The 18,994-nt window shown below is 34.7% G+C and carries 21 protein-coding genes and 4 pseudogenes; 8 read left to right on the forward strand and 17 right to left on the reverse strand.

Annotated features, from left to right (window positions below; translation table 11 throughout):
• Window positions 1-72 precede the first annotated feature (72 nt).
• The 10 genes and pseudogenes from ABWU52_RS02740 to ABWU52_RS02785 form a co-directional block, all read right to left on the reverse strand.
• Window positions 73-987 carry a patatin-like phospholipase family protein gene (locus tag ABWU52_RS02740; protein ID WP_019236454.1) on the reverse strand — a complete coding sequence of 305 codons (915 nt, stop codon included), beginning with the start codon at window positions 985-987 and terminating at the stop codon, window positions 73-75.
• Window positions 988-995: 8 nt separating this feature from the next.
• Window positions 996-1,217: a hypothetical protein gene (locus ABWU52_RS02745; RefSeq protein ID WP_108783956.1), complete on the reverse strand. Its 222-nt coding sequence runs from the start codon at window positions 1,215-1,217 to the stop codon at window positions 996-998.
• 67 nt (window positions 1,218-1,284) lie between these two features.
• On the reverse strand, window positions 1,285-1,818 hold the full coding sequence (locus tag ABWU52_RS02750; protein ID WP_353277386.1) for an ankyrin repeat domain-containing protein: 534 nt from the start codon (window positions 1,816-1,818) through the stop codon (window positions 1,285-1,287).
• Window positions 1,819-1,870: 52 nt separating this feature from the next.
• On the reverse strand, window positions 1,871-2,815 hold the full coding sequence (locus ABWU52_RS02755) for a phage tail protein (protein WP_353277388.1): 945 nt from the start codon (window positions 2,813-2,815) through the stop codon (window positions 1,871-1,873).
• Window positions 2,816-3,025 (reverse strand): tail protein X, encoded by a 210-nt coding sequence (locus tag ABWU52_RS02760; RefSeq protein WP_010081876.1) that lies wholly within the window; start codon window positions 3,023-3,025, stop codon window positions 2,816-2,818.
• Window positions 3,022-3,369 (reverse strand): phage tail protein, encoded by a 348-nt coding sequence (locus ABWU52_RS02765; protein WP_275021086.1) that lies wholly within the window; start codon window positions 3,367-3,369, stop codon window positions 3,022-3,024. Before ABWU52_RS02765 ends, ABWU52_RS02760 begins: the two co-directional genes overlap by 4 nt.
• Window positions 3,369-5,642, reverse strand: a pseudogene (locus ABWU52_RS02770) (phage tail tape measure protein). Before ABWU52_RS02770 ends, ABWU52_RS02765 begins: the two are co-directional and overlap by 1 nt.
• A 109-nt stretch (window positions 5,643-5,751) precedes the next feature.
• Window positions 5,752-6,009 (reverse strand): phage tail assembly protein, encoded by a 258-nt coding sequence (locus ABWU52_RS02775; protein WP_353277471.1) that lies wholly within the window; start codon window positions 6,007-6,009, stop codon window positions 5,752-5,754.
• A gap of 46 nt (window positions 6,010-6,055) precedes the next feature.
• Entirely contained in the window at window positions 6,056-6,562 is a 507-nt protein-coding gene (locus tag ABWU52_RS02780; RefSeq protein WP_353277473.1) for a phage major tail tube protein, read from the reverse strand.
• Between the two features lie 13 nt (window positions 6,563-6,575).
• On the reverse strand, window positions 6,576-7,595 hold the full coding sequence (locus ABWU52_RS02785) for an IS110 family transposase (RefSeq protein WP_353277694.1): 1,020 nt from the start codon (window positions 7,593-7,595) through the stop codon (window positions 6,576-6,578).
• A gap of 210 nt (window positions 7,596-7,805) precedes the next feature.
• On the opposite strand from ABWU52_RS02785, the gene ABWU52_RS02790 reads away from it, so the two are divergent.
• Window positions 7,806-8,105 carry a transposase gene (locus tag ABWU52_RS02790; RefSeq protein ID WP_064085359.1) on the forward strand — a complete coding sequence of 100 codons (300 nt, stop codon included), beginning with the start codon at window positions 7,806-7,808 and terminating at the stop codon, window positions 8,103-8,105.
• Window positions 8,081-8,959: an IS3 family transposase gene (locus ABWU52_RS02795; RefSeq protein WP_353277659.1), complete on the forward strand. Its 879-nt coding sequence runs from the start codon at window positions 8,081-8,083 to the stop codon at window positions 8,957-8,959. The genes ABWU52_RS02790 and ABWU52_RS02795 overlap by 25 nt, the downstream gene beginning before the upstream one ends.
• A gap of 41 nt (window positions 8,960-9,000) precedes the next feature.
• Here the strand turns inward: ABWU52_RS02795 and ABWU52_RS02800 are convergent, their stop codons facing one another.
• From ABWU52_RS02800 to ABWU52_RS02810, 3 genes and pseudogenes are all read right to left on the reverse strand, one after another.
• Entirely contained in the window at window positions 9,001-9,669 is a 669-nt protein-coding gene (locus ABWU52_RS02800; protein ID WP_353277475.1) for a hypothetical protein, read from the reverse strand.
• The gene (locus ABWU52_RS02805) at window positions 9,666-9,869 is read right to left on the reverse strand and encodes a hypothetical protein (RefSeq protein WP_108784583.1); all 204 of its coding nucleotides are present in this window, start codon (window positions 9,867-9,869) and stop codon (window positions 9,666-9,668) included. Before ABWU52_RS02805 ends, ABWU52_RS02800 begins: the two co-directional genes overlap by 4 nt.
• Before the next feature lie 4 nt (window positions 9,870-9,873).
• Window positions 9,874-10,332: pseudogene (locus tag ABWU52_RS02810) on the reverse strand (hypothetical protein); the annotation flags it as partial.
• Between the two features lie 203 nt (window positions 10,333-10,535).
• On the opposite strand from ABWU52_RS02810, the gene ABWU52_RS02815 reads away from it, so the two are divergent.
• Window positions 10,536-11,501 carry an IS110 family transposase gene (locus ABWU52_RS02815; RefSeq protein WP_353276609.1) on the forward strand — a complete coding sequence of 322 codons (966 nt, stop codon included), beginning with the start codon at window positions 10,536-10,538 and terminating at the stop codon, window positions 11,499-11,501.
• An 89-nt stretch (window positions 11,502-11,590) separates the two neighbouring features.
• Here ABWU52_RS02815 and ABWU52_RS02820 read toward each other — a convergent pair.
• The 4 genes and pseudogenes from ABWU52_RS02820 to ABWU52_RS02835 all read right to left on the reverse strand — a co-directional run.
• Window positions 11,591-12,343 (reverse strand): annotated as a pseudogene (locus ABWU52_RS02820) (hypothetical protein); the annotation flags it as partial.
• A 20-nt stretch (window positions 12,344-12,363) separates the two neighbouring features.
• Window positions 12,364-14,280, reverse strand: coding sequence for a DUF4815 domain-containing protein (locus tag ABWU52_RS02825; RefSeq protein ID WP_353277696.1), 1,917 nt, complete (start codon window positions 14,278-14,280; stop codon window positions 12,364-12,366).
• Window positions 14,281-14,358: 78 nt separating this feature from the next.
• Window positions 14,359-14,592, reverse strand: a complete 234-nt coding sequence (locus ABWU52_RS02830) for a hypothetical protein (protein WP_353277476.1) — start codon at window positions 14,590-14,592, stop codon at window positions 14,359-14,361.
• Window position 14,593: 1 nt separating this feature from the next.
• Window positions 14,594-15,763, reverse strand: a complete 1,170-nt coding sequence (locus tag ABWU52_RS02835) for a hypothetical protein (protein WP_353277478.1) — start codon at window positions 15,761-15,763, stop codon at window positions 14,594-14,596.
• Window positions 15,764-15,915: 152 nt separating this feature from the next.
• Here ABWU52_RS02835 and ABWU52_RS02840 point away from each other — a divergent pair, with 152 nt between their 5' ends.
• The 5 genes and pseudogenes from ABWU52_RS02840 (at window position 15,916) to ABWU52_RS02860 (ending at window position 18,933) form a co-directional block, all read left to right on the forward strand.
• A complete protein-coding gene (locus ABWU52_RS02840) occupies window positions 15,916-16,215 on the forward strand; it encodes a transposase (RefSeq protein WP_064085359.1) in 300 nt (99 codons plus the stop codon).
• Complete coding sequence (locus ABWU52_RS02845; protein WP_353277659.1) at window positions 16,191-17,069, forward strand: IS3 family transposase; 879 nt, start codon at window positions 16,191-16,193, stop codon at window positions 17,067-17,069. The genes ABWU52_RS02840 and ABWU52_RS02845 overlap by 25 nt, the downstream gene beginning before the upstream one ends.
• Window positions 17,070-17,111: 42 nt before the next feature.
• Window positions 17,112-17,390, forward strand: a pseudogene (locus tag ABWU52_RS02850) (hypothetical protein); the annotation flags it as partial.
• 26 nt (window positions 17,391-17,416) lie between these two features.
• Window positions 17,417-17,908, forward strand: a complete 492-nt coding sequence (locus tag ABWU52_RS02855; protein ID WP_353277479.1) for a hypothetical protein — start codon at window positions 17,417-17,419, stop codon at window positions 17,906-17,908.
• Complete coding sequence (locus ABWU52_RS02860) at window positions 17,893-18,933, forward strand: AAA family ATPase (RefSeq protein WP_353277481.1); 1,041 nt, start codon at window positions 17,893-17,895, stop codon at window positions 18,931-18,933. Before ABWU52_RS02855 ends, ABWU52_RS02860 begins: the two co-directional genes overlap by 16 nt.
• The last annotated feature ends 61 nt before the right edge of the window (window positions 18,934-18,994 follow it).

An 18,994-nucleotide genomic window follows, 5' to 3' on the forward strand; every position in this document is an offset into this window, starting at 1 on the left:
TTAGTTAATGATTTAACCAGCAGAATTTGCTAACCAACTTTTTTGGCTCAGTTGAATTTTGCTTGGTATAAATTAAGATATGAAATCGCAAAGTTTATCTATTAATTTCTGGTTGTCCTCTATCATTGCATTTGCCTCTTGCTGAAGAGATTTGATATTTTTGAGTGTAATATTGTCCATCTCAGTCGATGCTACTTTCAATTGCGATTGTATTCTTATATATTTATCGTCTATTACTTGTTCTAGTTGATAATCAACGCAATCCAATCCAGAGGCAAACATCACATTCAGTAGTGGCTTGATCCACCCTATTTTGCCAAATTTCCTTGAGTTAGCATACTTTATACTTCTATCTGTTCCACCAGTGCCTATTGATAGCAGTATAATCTCATCATTTGGAAATAACCTCTTACCACTTGCATATGCACAAGCCGCTGGATTATTTGCAAACACTCCACCATCTATCAATACTCTCTCTGTTTGGCTAATTTTCAGACGTTTTGGTGTGAAGTACGTTGGAGCAGCTGTTGTAGCTCTGAGTGCATCTTTCAACTTAATGTTTTTTTCTTTCCAACTTTTGAAGAAAAATTCACAACTATTGTGAATGTCATAACTGGTGAGTAGTAGATTACTCGCAACATCGGCCATAGTACTTTCACCAAAGTATTTGTTGAGAATAAATTCCATATTTCTATATGAGTACTGAGAACCACTCAGCCAAGAAGCAATTGATTTTCTCCAAAATGATGATTGAAAGATATATGCTCCATACTCTTGGTAAAGTTCAACCAAATCATTGGCAGAGTATTGAAGTTTATTGCTTTTACAAAGTCCAGCAACAATAATCCCACCGGTTGAGGTTCCTGCCATTAAATCAAAAATCTGGGAAATTGGCTTTTTTGTCCTAGATTCAATTTCTGCTAGAATAATGGCAGGTATTATCCCTCTAATGCCACCTCCATCTACAGATAAAATGTACTTTGTCACTGTAAAATTTATTTGTGTTTGTGAATAGCTTCAAGTTCGTTGACTTCTTCAGTGAGATTTTTCACTCTCTCTTCAAGTCGATAGACTATTTCGATTAGTTCTTGGTTTTTTTCTACAAATTTATCATGGATATGTACACGTAGGTCGAGTTTTGCCAACCACCAGATTAACCCTACAGTCTGTACAACTATTGTTATTATTACCGCTATTGGGATTTTTTGCTTTTTCATGTGAAAATATTAACTTGTTATGGATAGTTTTGGAAATTTATATGCAGATTATAGAAAACTTACAGCTTTAGTGATTACTTTTTGTTGATTCGTATTGATCTTCTGCTTTAGCAAGTAGCTTTATGATTTCCTTGTAAGGTTTATCTTTATTGTGCCTTGACCTTAATACAGCTACATCTCTTGGATTTTTTCCATCTGTGTCTCTAATGGTAGGGTCTGAACCTTTGTCTAATAAAAATCTAATTATCTCCAATTTGCCTTCATATGTAGCTGCATGTAAAGGTGTCCATCTTTCATATTTCGTAGCATTTATATCAACTCCTTTTTCTACTAGGAATTTTACAACCTCTGCACATCCCTCTTCTGCAGCATAATGTAGTGCTGTTAATTTAGGGATCTGCACATTAATATCTAATAGATTTTCTACTAAGAATTTTACAGTCTCTAAGTTACAATTTTGAGAAGCAATGCGTAATATCGTTTTATAATTATCTGCAGCCTTTGCCTTCATGTAGGAATAGGTAGCAATAATACATACTATTACTGTTATAAGCCACCAAAAATGCAGCTTGTTTTTTGTATCTTGACCCAATTTATCCATATTCAACATCTTTTTAATATTAAATAGATCATTTACTCATTTTTTATTAACATTACTTACTCAAAGATGCTGACAACATAGTAAGGTAACCTGAGCTATTTAAAGTATGCTCCGCTCTATTAACTATCCATTCACCATCTACCGCTTGGTTAAAGTCTATAAGATTAAGTTTAGCTTCTGCAAATAACTCTGGATTACCAGGTATAGTGATATCCAATACTGCATTATTTCGCTTTAGTTGTTTTAACTTAGCATTTGCTGCACTTAGTGCTGATTCTGCATTTGAGTACATTTCTAACATAATATAACTTGGCTCGCCGCTACCAACTGTTTCTTTAATAGTTTCACCCTTTTCATAGCTATGCCATTTTGCCACTACTGAATTATACTTATCACGTACGGTAAAATGCACTTTCCAGTTAATTGTATCTTGAGGTCTAATAGTCGTTGTTCCTAAAGCTTTTCCTGTGGCTGATTTTGCCATATTCTTTGAAATAAACAATATATACCCACCAGCTAATTTTGCCATTGCTTCACGCTCTGTTGCGATCTTTGTTAACAGACTTATATCACTTTCATCTGCCTGATTAATATGGGGTATCAATACATTCTTAAATTCCTCAGCGACTTTGTATCCATATCCATGTTTTTGGGCTATTTCTTTTACTAAGTTTTCTATGGTAATTTTGCGCCATTCTTTTGATACTTTTGCCTTCAAAGATATTCTTAAATTTGTTGCATGAGCTTTGATTAGTAGAGTCTTAGGTGGACCCTGTATAGTCACTTCGTTGACTGTATATATACCCATTGGAAAGATTCCAATTTCCTTATAACCTAGTGCTATGTTCAATTCATTCGGAATATCTATGCCTTCATCCCTGTAATCAACACACACTTCAACTACATCATCTATTATTCCTGATTCATCTGTAAGGTGCAATGATATAACTCTATCTTTAATTGATTCACATTTATCTATTATAAAATCTGGCTGCATTTATTCCCAGACCTTTAATTTTGACTTTTGTACTATTTTCTTAATAGTAGGAAGCTTTATCTTTAATCCTGCGGGCAAAAAGCTTCCATATTCTGCCAAACCCAAGTTCTCTGCTAGTACTAATTCCACTACTCCATCAGTAAATCCGTAATGTTTCCAGCAAATCAGATCTAACATCTCATTTTCTTTACTCACATAGTATATAGTCATCTATAGCTTTTTAAACTCAAACTAAATTCAATTTTTCTCGGTAGTCCATTAGGTAAAAAATACATCTGCTTTTCTTCTAACCTAGTAATTACGAATTGTCCTAAAATATTACCTAAACTATCTACTAAAATATGTGGTTTTTCAGTTTCTTTCACACTCTTTAATTGATTTAGCACGTTGAGATTATGCAGATAAATCATTCCTTCTAAATCTATATTTTCTACACCTTGACCGATATTTTGTAATAGTGGCATATTTTCAATACACTCAATCGTGCTCCAACGATTTTCTCTGCTATACTTTAAACTTGTGGAAGCAAACTTATACGGACCAAGAGATAGCATCAATAAAATGTCTCTACCGTATCAAATAAAACATCACGTGACTTTTCTCTTATCCTTTTTATTACTTCATCTGCAAGACTACGAACATCTTGGTTAGGTTCTGCTTTAATGCTGATAGTGTAATTATTAGTGATGTTCTGAGTTTTATTTTGTTCTTTATTTTCAAACTTACTCCTTGCAAATATCTTATCGCTCTCTGTCTCCTCAATAAGGCTTTTGACTCTGAAGCTATTTTTATTTCTCTTTGAAAATTCTTTAATTATACTGTTACCTAGCACAGGATTTCCACTGTTGAGAATATTACTTTTTAGGGGAGTGTGCACTGCTTTTACTTCAGTTTTTCTTTTTTCAAACTCTTTCAGTGGGCTATTTCCCAATACTTTTCCAAATATACTTTCACCTATCCATGAAAAAGCTTCTTCTATGGGTTTTATTATCGATTTCCAAAAGCTAGAGAAAAAGTCTTTTACCTTTTGCCAGTTAGTTATAACAAGTGCTGCGCCAGTGACAAGTCCAGTAATTAAAAGTCCTATAGGGTTACTCATTATAGCGAGTGTTACTGCTCTTAGTCCTGTTACTACTGCAGGAAAAACTGTAGCTGATAAAAATGAAAATACTCCAAGTAGGTTTGCTTTCAGACTAAAAATCGTACTTCCTAGCAATGTAAATCAGTATCCTAGTCCCACTGCTACAACTTTTAAACTTATCAAGGCTGCTACAGTACCCATGATTGCTTTGGTTAAAGTTGGATATTTTTCTGCAAATAACGCTATGCTTCTAGTTTTTTCTTGTAAAAATTCAGCTATAGATTTTAAAGTAGGCAGCATCACTGAACCCAGGTTCATACCAACTTCAGCTATTGCGTTGCGAAGAAGTCGTAATTTACTGGCTGTGGTGTCTACACGGTTTTGAAATTCTTTCTGCAACGAGCTCTTGTACTCTTCTGTGTCAGCTAGTAACCTTATAGCATTTTCGTATTTGTTAAAACTTCCAGCTAATAATGCAATATCATCTTGATATTCCTGACCGAAAAGTTTCATAAGGATTGTAGAACGTTCCTGGTTATCCATTTTCTTTAGAGTTTGAAAAAAATAGAGTAATGCTTCTTCGCCGTTTTCGCTTATTCTTTGTACTATTTCTTCTGCAGTTATGCCCATTTGCTCTAATGCTGCTTTAAAATCCCCTCCTTGTTCTTCAGCAGTCTGAAGTTTACTAAGTAGAGCATTTATAGCAGTTGCAGCTTTTGCTGGTTGTTTACCTAAACTAACGAAGGCATTTACTAAACTACTTGTTTCCTTGATGTCAAGACCAAATTGTTTTGCAGTACCACCAACTATTGCTAGAGCTTCAACCATATCTTTTGCTTTGGCAGCAGTGTTATCTGATAAGTGATTGATTACATTACCAACGTATTCCATTTTACTAACATCAATTCCATAAACGTTAGAGAGTTTAGCTATAGAATCACCTGCTTGCTCTGCAGACATATCAAATGCTGTAGACATTTTTGCCACTGTTTCTGTAAACATAAAAAGATCTTCTTTCTTGATACCAAGTTGACCACCACTTGCAGCTATTTGTGCCAGTTCTGCGGCTGATAATGGTATAGTACGTGACATCTCTTTTAACTTCTTTGCAAATTTAGTTGCTTCATCCGTTCCTTTTTTAAAATCTACCACTTTTGTAACATCAGCCATAGCACTTTCAAAGTCAATTGCAACTTTAACTGGAGCTGCAAGCGTTAGCCCTAGCCCAATAGTCTCTATAATTTGTGACTTAAAATGTGCTTTGCTTGCTAAAAAACTTTGGTGACTACGTATTGCAGATCCAAGCTTACCATACTTACCTTTTAATACTTCAATAGAAGAGCCAAGTTTATGTTGGTCACTTACTAAGTACTTAATATTTCTTCCACTTTTCCTTACTTCTTCATTAAATGAATGCAAAGCATCTCTCTTTTTCAAATATGCTTCTTTTGCTTTTATTGCAGAGGTTTTGGCCTTGTCAAATTCTGCTTTTAAGGTTTTGCTCGGTTTCTCTATTGCCTTCATTTGTTTAGCTAAAGATTTTACTTGATCTTCAAAGCCTTTCCATGACCTCTTGCTAGTCAAAACATCATGACCTAACTGCTTAAACTTTGATACTGATTTTAAAGATGAGTCAAGCTTTCTTATATTCTCACCAAGATGAGTAAGTTGACTGCTACTTCCTTTTATTGCAGTACTGAAACTGCCATCTAGGACTGCTCCAATTTTTATAGATAACGTTGACATTGTACCTTCCTCGCTGCTTCATGCCATAAGATAAATTCACTGATTTCCATATCAAGCAAAGGCTCAATTCCACTACCAATAATAGAACTGAGCTCGATTACTTCTGACCTCAAGTTTTTTGGGTAATTGGTGAAAAAAAATCCTTTAATACCTCTTGTACTTTTACATAATCAGCAATATCTAACTCTTCAATTGCTTCTTTTGCAACTGATGTTAGATTGGCAGTCAAAGTTGCTTCCTTATTCAGATCACTACCATTAATTCTCTCAATAGCTAGATAATCTCTAACTTTTGGACGTCTAATGGTAAGCTCTGATACAGAAATACCATCAACTGTTATTGGATTATCAAGTTTTACTGTTGTCATACTTTCTCCTAAAAAATAAAATTCTAAAATCTTTTTAAAACTAAACCTAAATACCTAAGACCGCTTGTAACAAAGCCATCTGATCAATACCATTTATCTTTCTCATCATATTTTCAGCATCGATTTCTATCAGCTCATTACCACCTATCGTAAGTTTATAATAATGGGCAGCTACAGTACACTTCAGCGTTGCTTTTTCAGCAGGTTTCCAGTTACCAAAATCAAATTCTTTGAATATGCCCCTAAGGTTGATAATTACTCCTTCAATATCATTACTTCCACTTCCTTGCATTCCACCTCTGAGCGTCAAAGATACAGAATTTCCATTTATCAACCCAAATAGCCGAAAGAGCTCTGTATCGTATTCAGAAAAAGTGAAATCTGCTTCAAGCTTCTCCATGCCCATATCAATATTTATTGGAATATCCATACCACCAGCTCTGTATTCCTCTGTTTTTATGGTAAGTTTTGGCAAGGTTATTTCATCTATTTTTCCTGCATAACCCCGACCATCTACGAATACATTAAAATTCTTTAAAATCTTCGGTAACATTTTTCTCCTATGATTATTGTCCAGTAAAAATTTCAAATTTTGTAAAATCTTTAAAAACCCAGTTATTTTTAAGAGTGTAGAAAATAGTTATAAGAAATTTCCTAGCAGTAGCAGTTATAGCCTTAGCAGAACCACGCTTCTTTTTTATATGTTCATAAAAGCTTTTCAAGTAAGGACTGTAACGTACAGCAATCCAAGTACATTGAACTAAAGAAGTACGCGCTATTTTTGACCCTCGTTTGGTAATTCTTCCAATTGTACATTGCTGATTAGATTGAGAAACTCTTGGCACAACTCCAAAATATGCAGTAAGTTTCTCAGGTCTACGGAAATCATTAATGTCTCCAATTGTTACAATAAAAACAGCTGCAGAAATTGGACCTATTCCCTTTATGCTGATAAGATTGCTGAACCCAGGAAGTTGTTTAGCGAAAGCTATAATTTCCTTTTCAAGCTTTTTAAGGCTTTCTCGGATAGCTTCTAAATGATAGCTAATCACTTCAATTTCAACTTTTTCTAAAGGATCCCAATTATGCTTTTGAGTAGCACGTTCAAATCCTACTTTAGTTGTAAGTACTTCTTTTTTAATTTTTATTCCATGGTAATTAAAAAGACCATGAACTTTATTGATTAAAGATACCCGTGACTTTACTAACTGATCTCTCATTTGAAGAAGAGAAGCTAACTGCTGGCATTGTTTGTTTTTGCACCTTGCCTCAGGCAACATATCTTTGCTGAGAAAGAAAGCAATAGCTCGTGCATCATGCTTATCTGTTTTGTTCACAGAGCGACGAACAACTTCAAACTGCCCAGGAGCAATTATTACTATGCGTTTAACGTAAGGTGAAACTGCATCATAAAAGAAACAGCTGTTACCTGTTGCTTCTATGGCTACTTCATCTGTTTCTTGAAGATCTTTGGTGAAATTATCCAAGTCTTTTAAGCGAAACGTTTGAATATGCTCAGGTTTCCCTTCCTGTAAGGAACAAACAGTAAAACTATTGGTATGTAAATCAACTCCAATGTGACGCATATTTTTTCCTCCAATTGCATATTTCAATATATCAGAGTAGAATATTGCCGGTTGTTCCAAACTCCTATACGAGGTCATCACATTTTGTGAGCCTCACGATGATTTTCGGTGGCAGGGGCAGTTAATCTCCCTGACCTTACCCAGAAAAAGTAGACAGAAAGTTAAGACGTTTTTGAAGTAAAATAAAACGTTTTTTCAAAGAGGTGTGGTATGACAAAAAGAAAAGAATATACAGCAGAATTCAAAATTGAAGCTATAAGACTAGTAAAAGAAACAGGTCAATCATCAGCAAAAATAGCAAGAGATTTGGGTATTAGCGGTGATTCATTAAGCAGATGGGTAAAAACATACAATGATAGAATGTCTGGAGTAGATGCGTTTCCAGGAAAAGGGAAAGTAGCTCATTGTGACAAAGAAAAGTTTGATTTAAAGAAAGAGCTGGCAAGAGTAACGAGGGAAAGAGACATTTTAAAAAAAGCCCTGGGATATTTTGCAAACCAAAAAGAGTAAAATATTCTTTTATAAAAGAACATAAAAAATGCTATAAAATACGGGAATCATGCAGATTTTTGAACGTATCTGCTTGTGGTTATTATAAATGGATTACTAAGGAAAAAAACAACAAAAAATCAATAAGAGAAGAGCTCATACAAGATATTCAGAAGGTATATCGAGCATCACAATGCAGATACGGAGCTCCTAAAATTCACGCTGAATTAAAGGCTTTAGGTAAAAATTATAACATCAAAACAGTGCAAAATGTTATGCAGAAAAATGGCATTCAAGCTAAGCTTAGACGAAAGTTTAAAAGTAAAAAACCACAAATAGACAATAGAGTTATAACTCCTAACATATTAAATCAGAATTTCATCGCTGATCAACCTAACAAGATATGGGTAACTGATATTACGTACATAAAAACTAATGAAGGATGGTTATATTTGGCAGCAATAATAGATTTATATTCACGCATGGTGATTGGCTGGTCAATGAGTAATGCAGTAAATAGGCAATTAGTTATAGATGCGTTATTCATGGCTATTGGTAGGCGCAAATCTGCTAAAAATCTACTATTTCATAGCGATCAAGGATCGCAATACACCTCTAAAAATTATCAATTTTTACTAAGTACAAAAAATATTACTTCTAGTATGAGTCACAAAGGTTGTTGTTATGATAATGCTGTTTCAGAGAGCTTTTTTAGTTCACTTAAGAGAGAGTTACTCATTGATACTTCACAACACTCTGCACAACAAGCTAAAACCGCAATATTTGAATATATAGAAATTTTTTATAATAAACAGCGTAGACATTCTACTATTAACTATTGCATTCCTGAGCTTTTTGATTCATCATTCTCATAGCAAAAACGTCTTAACTTTCTGTCTACTTTTTCTGGGTAAGGTCAGTCGGTTTTTGCTGTATCTTTATACCACTGCCCTAATTCTGTTTTGAAATAGCCATTATCATCAGACCAACCATAGTCATTATATCGATTAAGAATGCCAAACAGAAAAGGTAATGATTCAGGTTCAACCATATTGCGCTTTCTTATCTCTTTTATAATTGATGACCCATTTGGCACATCATTAATCGAGTTAAATTTAGTTGTAAGGATTTTTAATTGGTCTTCTCTAGTTTTTATTTCTTTCATAACTGATGAACCAGTTGGTATATCGCTTATGGCTTTAAGGCTATTTAATGTGTTTCTTATGCTATTTAGATCTCCGGCATTATTGATGGTGGCAACATGTGAATCTTTTCTGCTATCAAGTAGTGATAAATTTGTAATTCCTTTTTCATCTATTTTCTTTAATGACTTTCCTTCTAATTCAGAGATTGCTGCTAATGCATTGTTTTTACTACTATCTAATTTATTTAAATGACTTGTGCTACTGTCAAGAAGTTCTTTTAATTTTATGTCAGTCATCTGTACAATATCAAGTACTGTACTTTGCCCAGCAATAGACTCTAGAGATTTTGCGAGATATGCGAGTTGATCAGGGGTAGCATTTACAGATAGATCTTTCAGTCTCTGATGCAATGCATAAACTACTTCTTTGGCGATAGTCATCTGTTATTACTCCAAAAATTCAAAAAATTCTCAAAATTCAGTCGTTCAAATGCTTTTTGAAGATCGTTATGTTTACTTTCCCTCTCACTCATATCTTCATCTATTTTTTCTACCGCTTTGCGAATACGTACCACATCTTGCACAGCAATATTCTCTGGATGTGGTAAAGGATATCCGCGCCTCGTTTCATTATTTGGCATTTTTTTACGTTATAACAATCCGCAAGTTTTTTACCTTTGGCCGATAGACAACCGTTCCACTTAAAACTAATTTTATCCTTGTCTCATTGCCATTAAAGTTTGTCAGCACATGAGTTCTCTCTACCCAATTTTCTCCAATTGGTTTTCCTGATGTTAAATTTACTAATTGCCAATCCACATTTTTTTGCACATATGCTTTTACATCTGCAGTGCCAGGTATTAGCGCATCATATGTTATGGTGATCTTGGTGTTAGCTCCTGCTGTAATGCTTCTTGTAACATAATCCCCAGACTCTGAAAGATTACCTAGAACTAGCTGTAACCCTGGATATAGCACTGGACTTTTTTCTTTTGACCCTTTTAAATTTGCCTTTACTGTTAACTCTCCAGATAGTCTTTCACGCAGCGCGAGCGGCAAATTATCAGACAAAAAGTTTTCTCTTCCCTCCTTATATGTTAAAACAAGTCTTTATAAATGTTATAGAATGGCAATATAAGGACATATGGAGAAGAGGAACCGTTTCCCTTCTTGGTTATAAGAACCGTTTTTGAGCAAGGTTCTCTTCTCTGTTTTATATACTGAAAGTTCCGAACAACTGATTGAGCTTTTAGGCTCGTATATAAGGGTGGAAAATGCAGTATTCAATATTATTTTATGGAGGAATTATGAATTCACCAAATACTATTGCTGGCATTGATGTTAGCAAAACTAAACTAGACATCCACATTCATCCACTTAGTTATTATAAAACGTTTGAAAATAACGTACAAGCTATTGATCAAGTGCTTGACTTTCTACGTTTGCATAATGTAACAAAAGTTGGATTAGAAGCTACTGGTGGATACGAAAAACTATGCGCTTACACTTTACTAAGCAATGGTTTTGAAGTATATGTCATTCAACCTAGATGGGTTAGAAATTACGCAAAAAGCCTTGGTATTAGTACTAAAACTGATAAAATAGACTGTAGTATCATCTCACGTTATATTAATAATACAGACATGCGTGTTACTCCTTTAAATGTTAATAATACTGATTGTTTGAAGCAAAAACTATCTCGCAGAAATCAACTAGTGGAAATGGCAAAGATACAGAAAACCCAAGCTCACCAGATAACCGATGTATCCATAATCAAACAAATAGAAGAATTGCTTGTAATTTTACAAAATCAAATTCAAATCTTGGAAGATGAAATAATGGTATTAATTGATCAAAGTCAAGAGCTTAAAAAAAAATACATGTCAATAACTAGTATACCAGGTGCCGGTAAAACTTTGGCTATTACTATGATCTGTTACATGCCAGAACTAGGAACTCTTAAACATAAAGAAATATCTAGCCTTTCTGGAATTGCGCCATTTAATCGAGACAGCGGTTTTAGTAAAGGAAAAAGGTGTATTCAAGGCGGTAGATCGCAAATTAGAACAGTTTTGTATATGTGTATCCTTAGTGCACAAAGGTACAATTCTTATATAAAAATCTTCTTTGATAGACTATATGATCAATACAAAAAACCATATAAAGTTGCTTCTACTGCTGCCATGAGAAAATTACTTATTCTTGCTAACTCTTTAGTAAGAGATGGTAGAGTGTTCACTAAGGAATATAGCCCTAATTCTGCTTTTATCTAGTACTAGCGTAGCTGTGAATAAATACGTCTACATAAACTTTAAGTATTTATTCACAGCTACATCAATTTTTCTATTGACTTTTAACACAACTGCTCATCTGTTAAGATAAATTCTACGTTGGTGTCAAATGCTACTTTTTCGACGTTCGTCAAAACAATTAAATCTGACACATTATTTGCAGTAACTTTTCTCAGATCAATAACGTGAGAATTTTCACTAAATTTTGCAGCTAGTAGTCGAAACATTAAATCTAAGTTTTGATGTGGTGTCCAGGTGCTTGCATTGCTAGATGACAGTAATACTCCTACTTGATATGGTTGACTTGTTACCCAACGGCTATTTACTGCATCATACTTGCCAAGCTCTGCTATTTTTACTGCAGTATCTGCATCATCAGTAAGTAGTACTATCGCATACTCCTCTCCTGCATGGCAAAACATTGGTGACCATTCTATACGTGTTGCTGTGCCATCTATCTTTATATCTTTTGGCTCAATATAACTTTCAGCAATGACAGTCTGCGAGGGCATTCCCACTGCTGTTTCTCTAATCTGCACAACAACACGTTTTTTGCCTTTATTTATGAACCATAGCTCTACACCTCCTATGTGCCTGCTTTCGTTTAGAGTAAATGTCTGGGCTAAAGGATCAACTCTTCTTGCTGCGATAACTCTTCTTCTTTCCTCTATGGTAATTGTTTTTTTACCAGTATACGTTGCTTCTCCATAACTGCCTTTATCACCGAAGAACTGCACTAACTTAGTCCCAGCAGGAATGTTTCTTGGTACAGTAAATCTTCCTTTTATTTTTCCTCTGTTATCAGCAATAAATGTTGCGATCATGTTTTTCTTTCAAATATTTTCTATGCTTTAGGTTGAATAAAAATTCCATCAAACTTTAATTCCTTAAGCTTTTCACCAGTTGCAAAACCTTCAATTTCAAAATCTTGTATTGCCTCTCGCATAAACTCTTCCTCTTTTGTACTACTGGATAAAAGTTCAGAAACTTCAGAAGTAGTAAATTCTCTGGTTACTGGACTTTTCCAGTTTGTTCTGACTTCTGTCCAGTGATCAATGTTTTTATTTATGGTAACTTTTGCCGGGACTGGATCAAAAGCTTGATATGGATTGATCTTTTCTCCTTTGGTCTGTAAAAGCTGCTCCAGTACCGGTTCAAGTTCATATGGCAAAAGATATCTTTCCCCACCTTTTTCAATATCTGCAACTTCTACATCTATTGGCAGAACTAGCTCTCTATTTACTATCGCTGCAGTCTGCGAAATTCCTTGATCACGCATATCATCATCGAAGAACGGATCTACAAATACTCCTTTTTTGGTGGTAGGTTCTCTTGAATTTGCATCATTGCGTAAACGTTCCTGTGCAACAAGTGCATAAAGATCATTTATTCCTTTTTTCATTGCTTCAAGCTCATTCATCGGTACAGCATGAATAGCATTATTCACTATTTTTACCCCTTCGCCTTTTTTCCACGTCTGATGAATGTAGCAGAGCAAAAGTTGTCCACTAGGCGCTCTAGGCATTGATGGTCGCCAAGGGTGAGAAATTCCTTTTATTCTTCTTACCACTCCTTTGCTATCGATAGTAATTAAATCATAGCGGGGCATTTTCCAGGTGTAATCAATCAGAACCAAGCTGTTATCAACTGCTCCTTTTACTTTGCATCCCTGTTCACTTATATCTTCAGGGCTTACATGAGTACGACAGCGGTAAGTTATTTGATAACTACTTCCAGGAGCTGGTTCTTTACCTGGTAATGACCAATCAACGTTTCCTGCGTTTAATTTGTAATCTATACTATTTTCATAAATAACATTGCCTTGTTTAACTTGAATAATCTCAAGTACTGCAGAGTCAGGTATCGGATCAATAGCTCCAGAGTATGAACCATGAGTAACAGTAATGGTTTTCTGAACAGTTATATCTACTTTTTTAATTTCACTTATTGGAAAATCATTAACCTTCAGTTCCATTACTCTTTGGCTATTTGGCTGAAAAGTATGTGGTTCTGATTCAACTGATTTTATATCCGGATCTTCATCAAAAGAAACACGAATACTGTGAGGAAGTTCAATCTCATAGCCATCAACATGAGCTTTGCCCTCATTAATCACAAATATTTTTTTTCCTCCTTCTCCCTCTTCCTTTTGCAGGAACATTACTTCAAGACCATTTACGACGTAGGAACCATTTGCTTCTTTGTCATAACGAGCAAGAGCAGTAGTTACTATGTTTGCTTGTGGAGGTGGTGAATGTTCTATTAATACTCCATTTTCAATGTTATAGATTGGATAAAACTTTCCTTCAGAAAAACGTGGAGAAAGACCTTCTGCTTGATAACCCCAAATGGTGGAAACTTTAAGCCTTGCAGCTCCTACTTCTTGATAATTACGCGTACCAACTGCAGGATCACGAAGATTTTCATCCTCTAGTTCTGTAATGGTGGATTCTATATAATAAACACCTATGCGAACTGTAATATTAAGTGGAATAACAAACTCCTCTTTTTCGACTTTTCTAACTGCTCCACGAAGATAGATTTTTCCAGCTTCAAGTGTAACTTTTTCCCCATCTATGATGCAATTAGCCCCAGTTATAACATCACCATCACGGAATATCGCATCTCCTATGCCTTTGAGCCTCAAAAGGGCGTAATCTTGAATCTCATTTAATTCTGCTGACTGCAAACCTCTTCCTGCAAGGAACAAGCTTTTTTCGTATTCTTTGTCAGAGCGATTATAATAGTTATTCAAGGTCATCAATTAACCTCTGCCTTATAAGGTATTATTACCATAATCTCCTCTATTTTATCTGCATTAGTTGCTTTTATAACCCAATCACTTTCTAACGGTTACTTTATGGGTATTTCTATCCCAAACATTACTACCAAGTTTTATATCCACCTGACTTTCATCTGAGATCTTTGGTATGAGGTAAATACCGTTATAACTTAAATCAATTTCTGGGTTTTTAATCTCTGCGGGAAAAGTAGGTTTAAACTTAAGCTCTGATGATTGTTTAAATCTTTGCCACTCTTCTTGATCAAACTCGCTTAACTTCACTGCCAGCATATCATTTCAGTTTTGGCAGAGCTTTTACTTTATTGCAGAGCTCCTCGCCACCATCAAACGCAGTATAATCAAGATGAACAATTACATCAGAAACCTTCGTAGCATTTCGCAGTTTCAATATCCAATCAGATACCGCCCCTGTACCTTCAAATGGTAGATAACGTTCATCATTGAAGTTTAATTCAAATAATCCACTGTCTGCTTGGTTTCCTTTTGATATTGCTATCTGTTGACCTGTTTTCCAATTTACCCTTATCGACTTATTTGATTCATCACTTTCACCAAGTAATGATTTTATTGCCTCAATGTCAGGTTTAAGTACTACTCTATTGCCTGTTTGCTGCAAAGTAGCATGAATATCCTGATAAGGAGCAACTTCTGCTCTAATAGTAATCCTTATACTCTTGATCTTACGGCAATAATGACCTGGAAAATCAAGGTCAAACATCTTTTCTGTTAATGCAAACTTACAGCTTCCTTTTGTTTTTAAGTCATTGATTGCAATAGGGTTTAAAGGTATGGTCTTAGTAATTTCTAGAGCTCTTTCATTGTTATCAAGATACTCTTTAGCCATCTGCTCAAGAGCAAATTTCAAGCTATGACCTGCAAGTAATCCTTCTTTTAAGCTATTCCAAGAGCTTGCTGTAATAAATACTCTATCGTTATTCAGCTCATACTGATAAGTTTTTTCCACTTGTTTTACCATCTCCAAGGCCATCTTATAAGCTTGGAAATATATTATCGCTATTTGCCCTTTCATCCAGTCATAGAGCTCTTTACTTGTAAATTTACTTTCAAAGAATTCTCTTTTTTCCTGGTTTTGTTTGATTGACTCCTTATGTACTTTAAAGTCTTGCTCAGCAATAGCTTGGTTAATTTGATTAGCCTCTATTGTATGATTAATCTGCTTCACATCACAGGTAGCTAACTTTTTCTGTAAATCCCAATCCTCATCACGTCTTTGATAACTTGCTATAATGTTGCATAATTCAGCACCCTCTCTCATATTATCTGCTAAGGCACTGACAGATTCTGCTCCTGCTTCTACGGAAAAACCGGGATGAAAACCGCCATTAGAAAAGCCAAATATTGTAGGTGTCCAATGAGTTAACGCTGCAGCTCCAAATGTACCAGAAGCTCCAAGTCTTGTTGCAATTGCTCCAGAACGCAAAGTTACTCCTGTTAATTCAAGAGCTGATAAACCATGGAGTAATCCACTAAGAATTGGTAAATCAGAAAATTACTGACCTTACCCAGAAAAAGTAGACAGAAAGTTAAGACGTTTTTGAAGTAAAATAAAACGTTTTTTCAAAGAGGTGTGGTATGACAAAAAGAAAAGAATATACAGCAGAATTCAAAATTGAAGCTATAAGACTAGTAAAAGAAACAGGTCAATCATCAGCAAAAATAGCAAGAGATTTGGGTATTAGCGGTGATTCATTAAGCAGATGGGTAAAAACATACAATGATAGAATGTCTGGAGTAGATGCGTTTCCAGGAAAAGGGAAAGTAGCTCATTGTGACAAAGAAAAGTTTGATTTAAAGAAAGAGCTGGCAAGAGTAACGAGGGAAAGAGACATTTTAAAAAAAGCCCTGGGATATTTTGCAAACCAAAAAGAGTAAAATATTCTTTTATAAAAGAACATAAAAAATGCTATAAAATACGGGAATCATGCAGATTTTTGAACGTATCTGCTTGTGGTTATTATAAATGGATTACTAAGGAAAAAAACAACAAAAAATCAATAAGAGAAGAGCTCATACAAGATATTCAGAAGGTATATCGAGCATCACAATGCAGATACGGAGCTCCTAAAATTCACGCTGAATTAAAGGCTTTAGGTAAAAATTATAACATCAAAACAGTGCAAAATGTTATGCAGAAAAATGGCATTCAAGCTAAGCTTAGACGAAAGTTTAAAAGTAAAAAACCACAAATAGACAATAGAGTTATAACTCCTAACATATTAAATCAGAATTTCATCGCTGATCAACCTAACAAGATATGGGTAACTGATATTACGTACATAAAAACTAATGAAGGATGGTTATATTTGGCAGCAATAATAGATTTATATTCACGCATGGTGATTGGCTGGTCAATGAGTAATGCAGTAAATAGGCAATTAGTTATAGATGCGTTATTCATGGCTATTGGTAGGCGCAAATCTGCTAAAAATCTACTATTTCATAGCGATCAAGGATCGCAATACACCTCTAAAAATTATCAATTTTTACTAAGTACAAAAAATATTACTTCTAGTATGAGTCACAAAGGTTGTTGTTATGATAATGCTGTTTCAGAGAGCTTTTTTAGTTCACTTAAGAGAGAGTTACTCATTGATACTTCACAACACTCTGCACAACAAGCTAAAACCGCAATATTTGAATATATAGAAATTTTTTATAATAAACAGCGTAGACATTCTACTATTAACTATTGCATTCCTGAGCTTTTTGATTCATCATTCTCATAGCAAAAACGTCTTAACTTTCTGTCTACTTTTTCTGGGTAAGGTCAACTGAGAAATGTTATCAATCCAGATTCGGGCATAATACTCACTCACCATACAAAAAAACTATCCAAAAAAATGTTAGAAGAAGATCCATTTCAAGGCCTAAGTGGTGCTGGATCTTTACGTGGATTTTATAGCACTGGCATGGTGATGTTTGCTCATGATGAGGAAAGCACTGTCCGTCAAATAGTATTTGAGCTTCGTAATGGTGAACGTGTAGCAAATAAGCTTGTTGATAAGATAGATGGTCGTTGGAAGCTTGCAGACCAATGGAGTAACTGATTTTTACTTAATTTATAGGAGACAATATGTTATCAGATTTTTTAACTGATTTTAATAACGCAAAACTGCAGAGCAATTTAATACCAAAAGGTACAATAGTCAAGGTAAAAATGGCAATTAAACCAGGAGGTTATGAAAATTGGTTCACTAAAAGCTACACTACTGGCAGCATCTATTTAAACGTTGAATTTACTGTCACTGAAGGTCCATATGCAAAACGCAAGATTTTTCAAGTAATTGGTATTAAAAGTGGCAAAGCAAGAGTTGAAGGAGAAGATACTTGGGGAGAATCTGGTCGTTCTATGCTTAGAAGTATTTTGGAGTCAGCACGGAACATTCATTCAAATGACACTTCAGAAAAAGCAGCTATTGCTAGAAAAGTCAACTCTATAGCTGACTTTAACGGGGTAGAGTTTACTGCAAAAGTTGGTATTGAAGCTGATCGGTATGGAGAAAAGAACAAGATTGCTACGGTTATTACTCCAGAACAATCTGAAGTTGATTGGTTGCCATTTTGAAGTACGACGAAGAGAAGCTCTGGATTGCTGTAATTGAGAGAGCTATCAAAGATGCAGCAGGAAAAAATCCAGAGCTAAAGAAAGAAGCAATTAAATGGTTTGATTCAGAGTCTTTTGAAACTGTTTGTGAGCTAGCTAATCTCAGCTCTAAGCGTATGAAAAGTATGTATGGGGGTTTTATGCAGAGAAAGGAAATAAAAGGATTATTGATTGATAATATTAAGAAGTGTGTACCTTACCTAATTCCAAACGGTAATTTTTATCGAGAGAGGACTTATGTTGGCAATTTTGATGGGAATACGATTACAGTTAAAATAGTAGGTAAAGAAACTGGAAACTGGCGTAATTTTACTAAAGGAATCAGTGGTGATATTATCGATCTTTGGACTTTAGTTAAAGGTGATATAAATTCCGCTAAGAAGTGGTTAAATACTAAAGAAAACACAACAGAACATAAAATTACATCGTTTTCAGCAAGGCATTACTTGAATGATAAATCACCAATGCCAAAAGATATAATAGGCCCAAGAATTTTAACTCCAGGCGGTCTTTTGGTTATAGGCGGAACTCCCAAAATAGGAAAAAGTAATTTTCTACTTTCCATGTTAGTACATTTAGCTGCTGGAGTATCATTTCTTGGTATGAAGCCTGCAAAGCCACTTAAGATATTCTATCTACAGGATGAAATGGAATATGATTACATAAGAGAGCGCTTACAGAAGCTAAGAATCAGCAAGAAAATCCTTGGTGAAGGAACAGAAAACTTAGTTATTACTAAAAAAGTACAGTTAACTTTGAATGTGGAAAAAATAAAAGAAATTATGTCGGAAAATCTCGATGTAAAAACAGTTGATCTTATAGTGATAGACTCTCTTTTTGATTATAGGAGTATGATCTCTTTTTTGCAAAATGGTATTGATGAACTACGCTCTATCTATGGCTGGAGTAATAGTTACACATTATACCAAAAAAGTGTCAACAACCACGTTAAAAAAGAATCCATTTCAAGCATTGAGTGGTGCTAATGTTTTAAGAAGTTTATATACATCTGGAGTAATGATATTTAGGCCAGAAAGGAATACTCTG

Origin of the sequence: Wolbachia endosymbiont (group B) of Villa cingulata (assembly GCF_964028285.1) — a bacterium.
Classification (GTDB): Bacteria; Pseudomonadota; Alphaproteobacteria; order Rickettsiales; family Anaplasmataceae; genus Wolbachia.

Coding starts and splice junctions, on each gene's coding strand:
- ABWU52_RS02745 (WP_108783956.1), bottom strand. CDS start 1,217: ATGAAAAAGCAAAAAATCCCAATAGCGGTAATAATAACAATAGTTGTA.
- ABWU52_RS02750 (WP_353277386.1), bottom strand. CDS start 1,818: ATGGATAAATTGGGTCAAGATACAAAAAACAAGCTGCATTTTTGGTGG.
- ABWU52_RS02755 (WP_353277388.1), bottom strand. CDS start 2,815: ATGCAGCCAGATTTTATAATAGATAAATGTGAATCAATTAAAGATAGA.
- ABWU52_RS02760 (WP_010081876.1), bottom strand. CDS start 3,025: ATGACTATATACTATGTGAGTAAAGAAAATGAGATGTTAGATCTGATT.
- ABWU52_RS02765 (WP_275021086.1), bottom strand. CDS start 3,369: ATGCTATCTCTTGGTCCGTATAAGTTTGCTTCCACAAGTTTAAAGTAT.
- ABWU52_RS02775 (WP_353277471.1), bottom strand. CDS start 6,009: ATGACAACAGTAAAACTTGATAATCCAATAACAGTTGATGGTATTTCT.
- ABWU52_RS02780 (WP_353277473.1), bottom strand. CDS start 6,562: ATGTTACCGAAGATTTTAAAGAATTTTAATGTATTCGTAGATGGTCGG.
- ABWU52_RS02785 (WP_353277694.1), bottom strand. CDS start 7,595: ATGCGTCACATTGGAGTTGATTTACATACCAATAGTTTTACTGTTTGT.
- ABWU52_RS02790 (WP_064085359.1), top strand. CDS start 7,806: ATGACAAAAAGAAAAGAATATACAGCAGAATTCAAAATTGAAGCTATA.
- ABWU52_RS02800 (WP_353277475.1), bottom strand. CDS start 9,669: ATGACTATCGCCAAAGAAGTAGTTTATGCATTGCATCAGAGACTGAAA.
- ABWU52_RS02805 (WP_108784583.1), bottom strand. CDS start 9,869: ATGCCAAATAATGAAACGAGGCGCGGATATCCTTTACCACATCCAGAG.
- ABWU52_RS02815 (WP_353276609.1), top strand. CDS start 10,536: ATGAATTCACCAAATACTATTGCTGGCATTGATGTTAGCAAAACTAAA.
- ABWU52_RS02825 (WP_353277696.1), bottom strand. CDS start 14,280: ATGACCTTGAATAACTATTATAATCGCTCTGACAAAGAATACGAAAAA.
- ABWU52_RS02830 (WP_353277476.1), bottom strand. CDS start 14,592: ATGCTGGCAGTGAAGTTAAGCGAGTTTGATCAAGAAGAGTGGCAAAGA.
- ABWU52_RS02840 (WP_064085359.1), top strand. CDS start 15,916: ATGACAAAAAGAAAAGAATATACAGCAGAATTCAAAATTGAAGCTATA.
- ABWU52_RS02855 (WP_353277479.1), top strand. CDS start 17,417: ATGTTATCAGATTTTTTAACTGATTTTAATAACGCAAAACTGCAGAGC.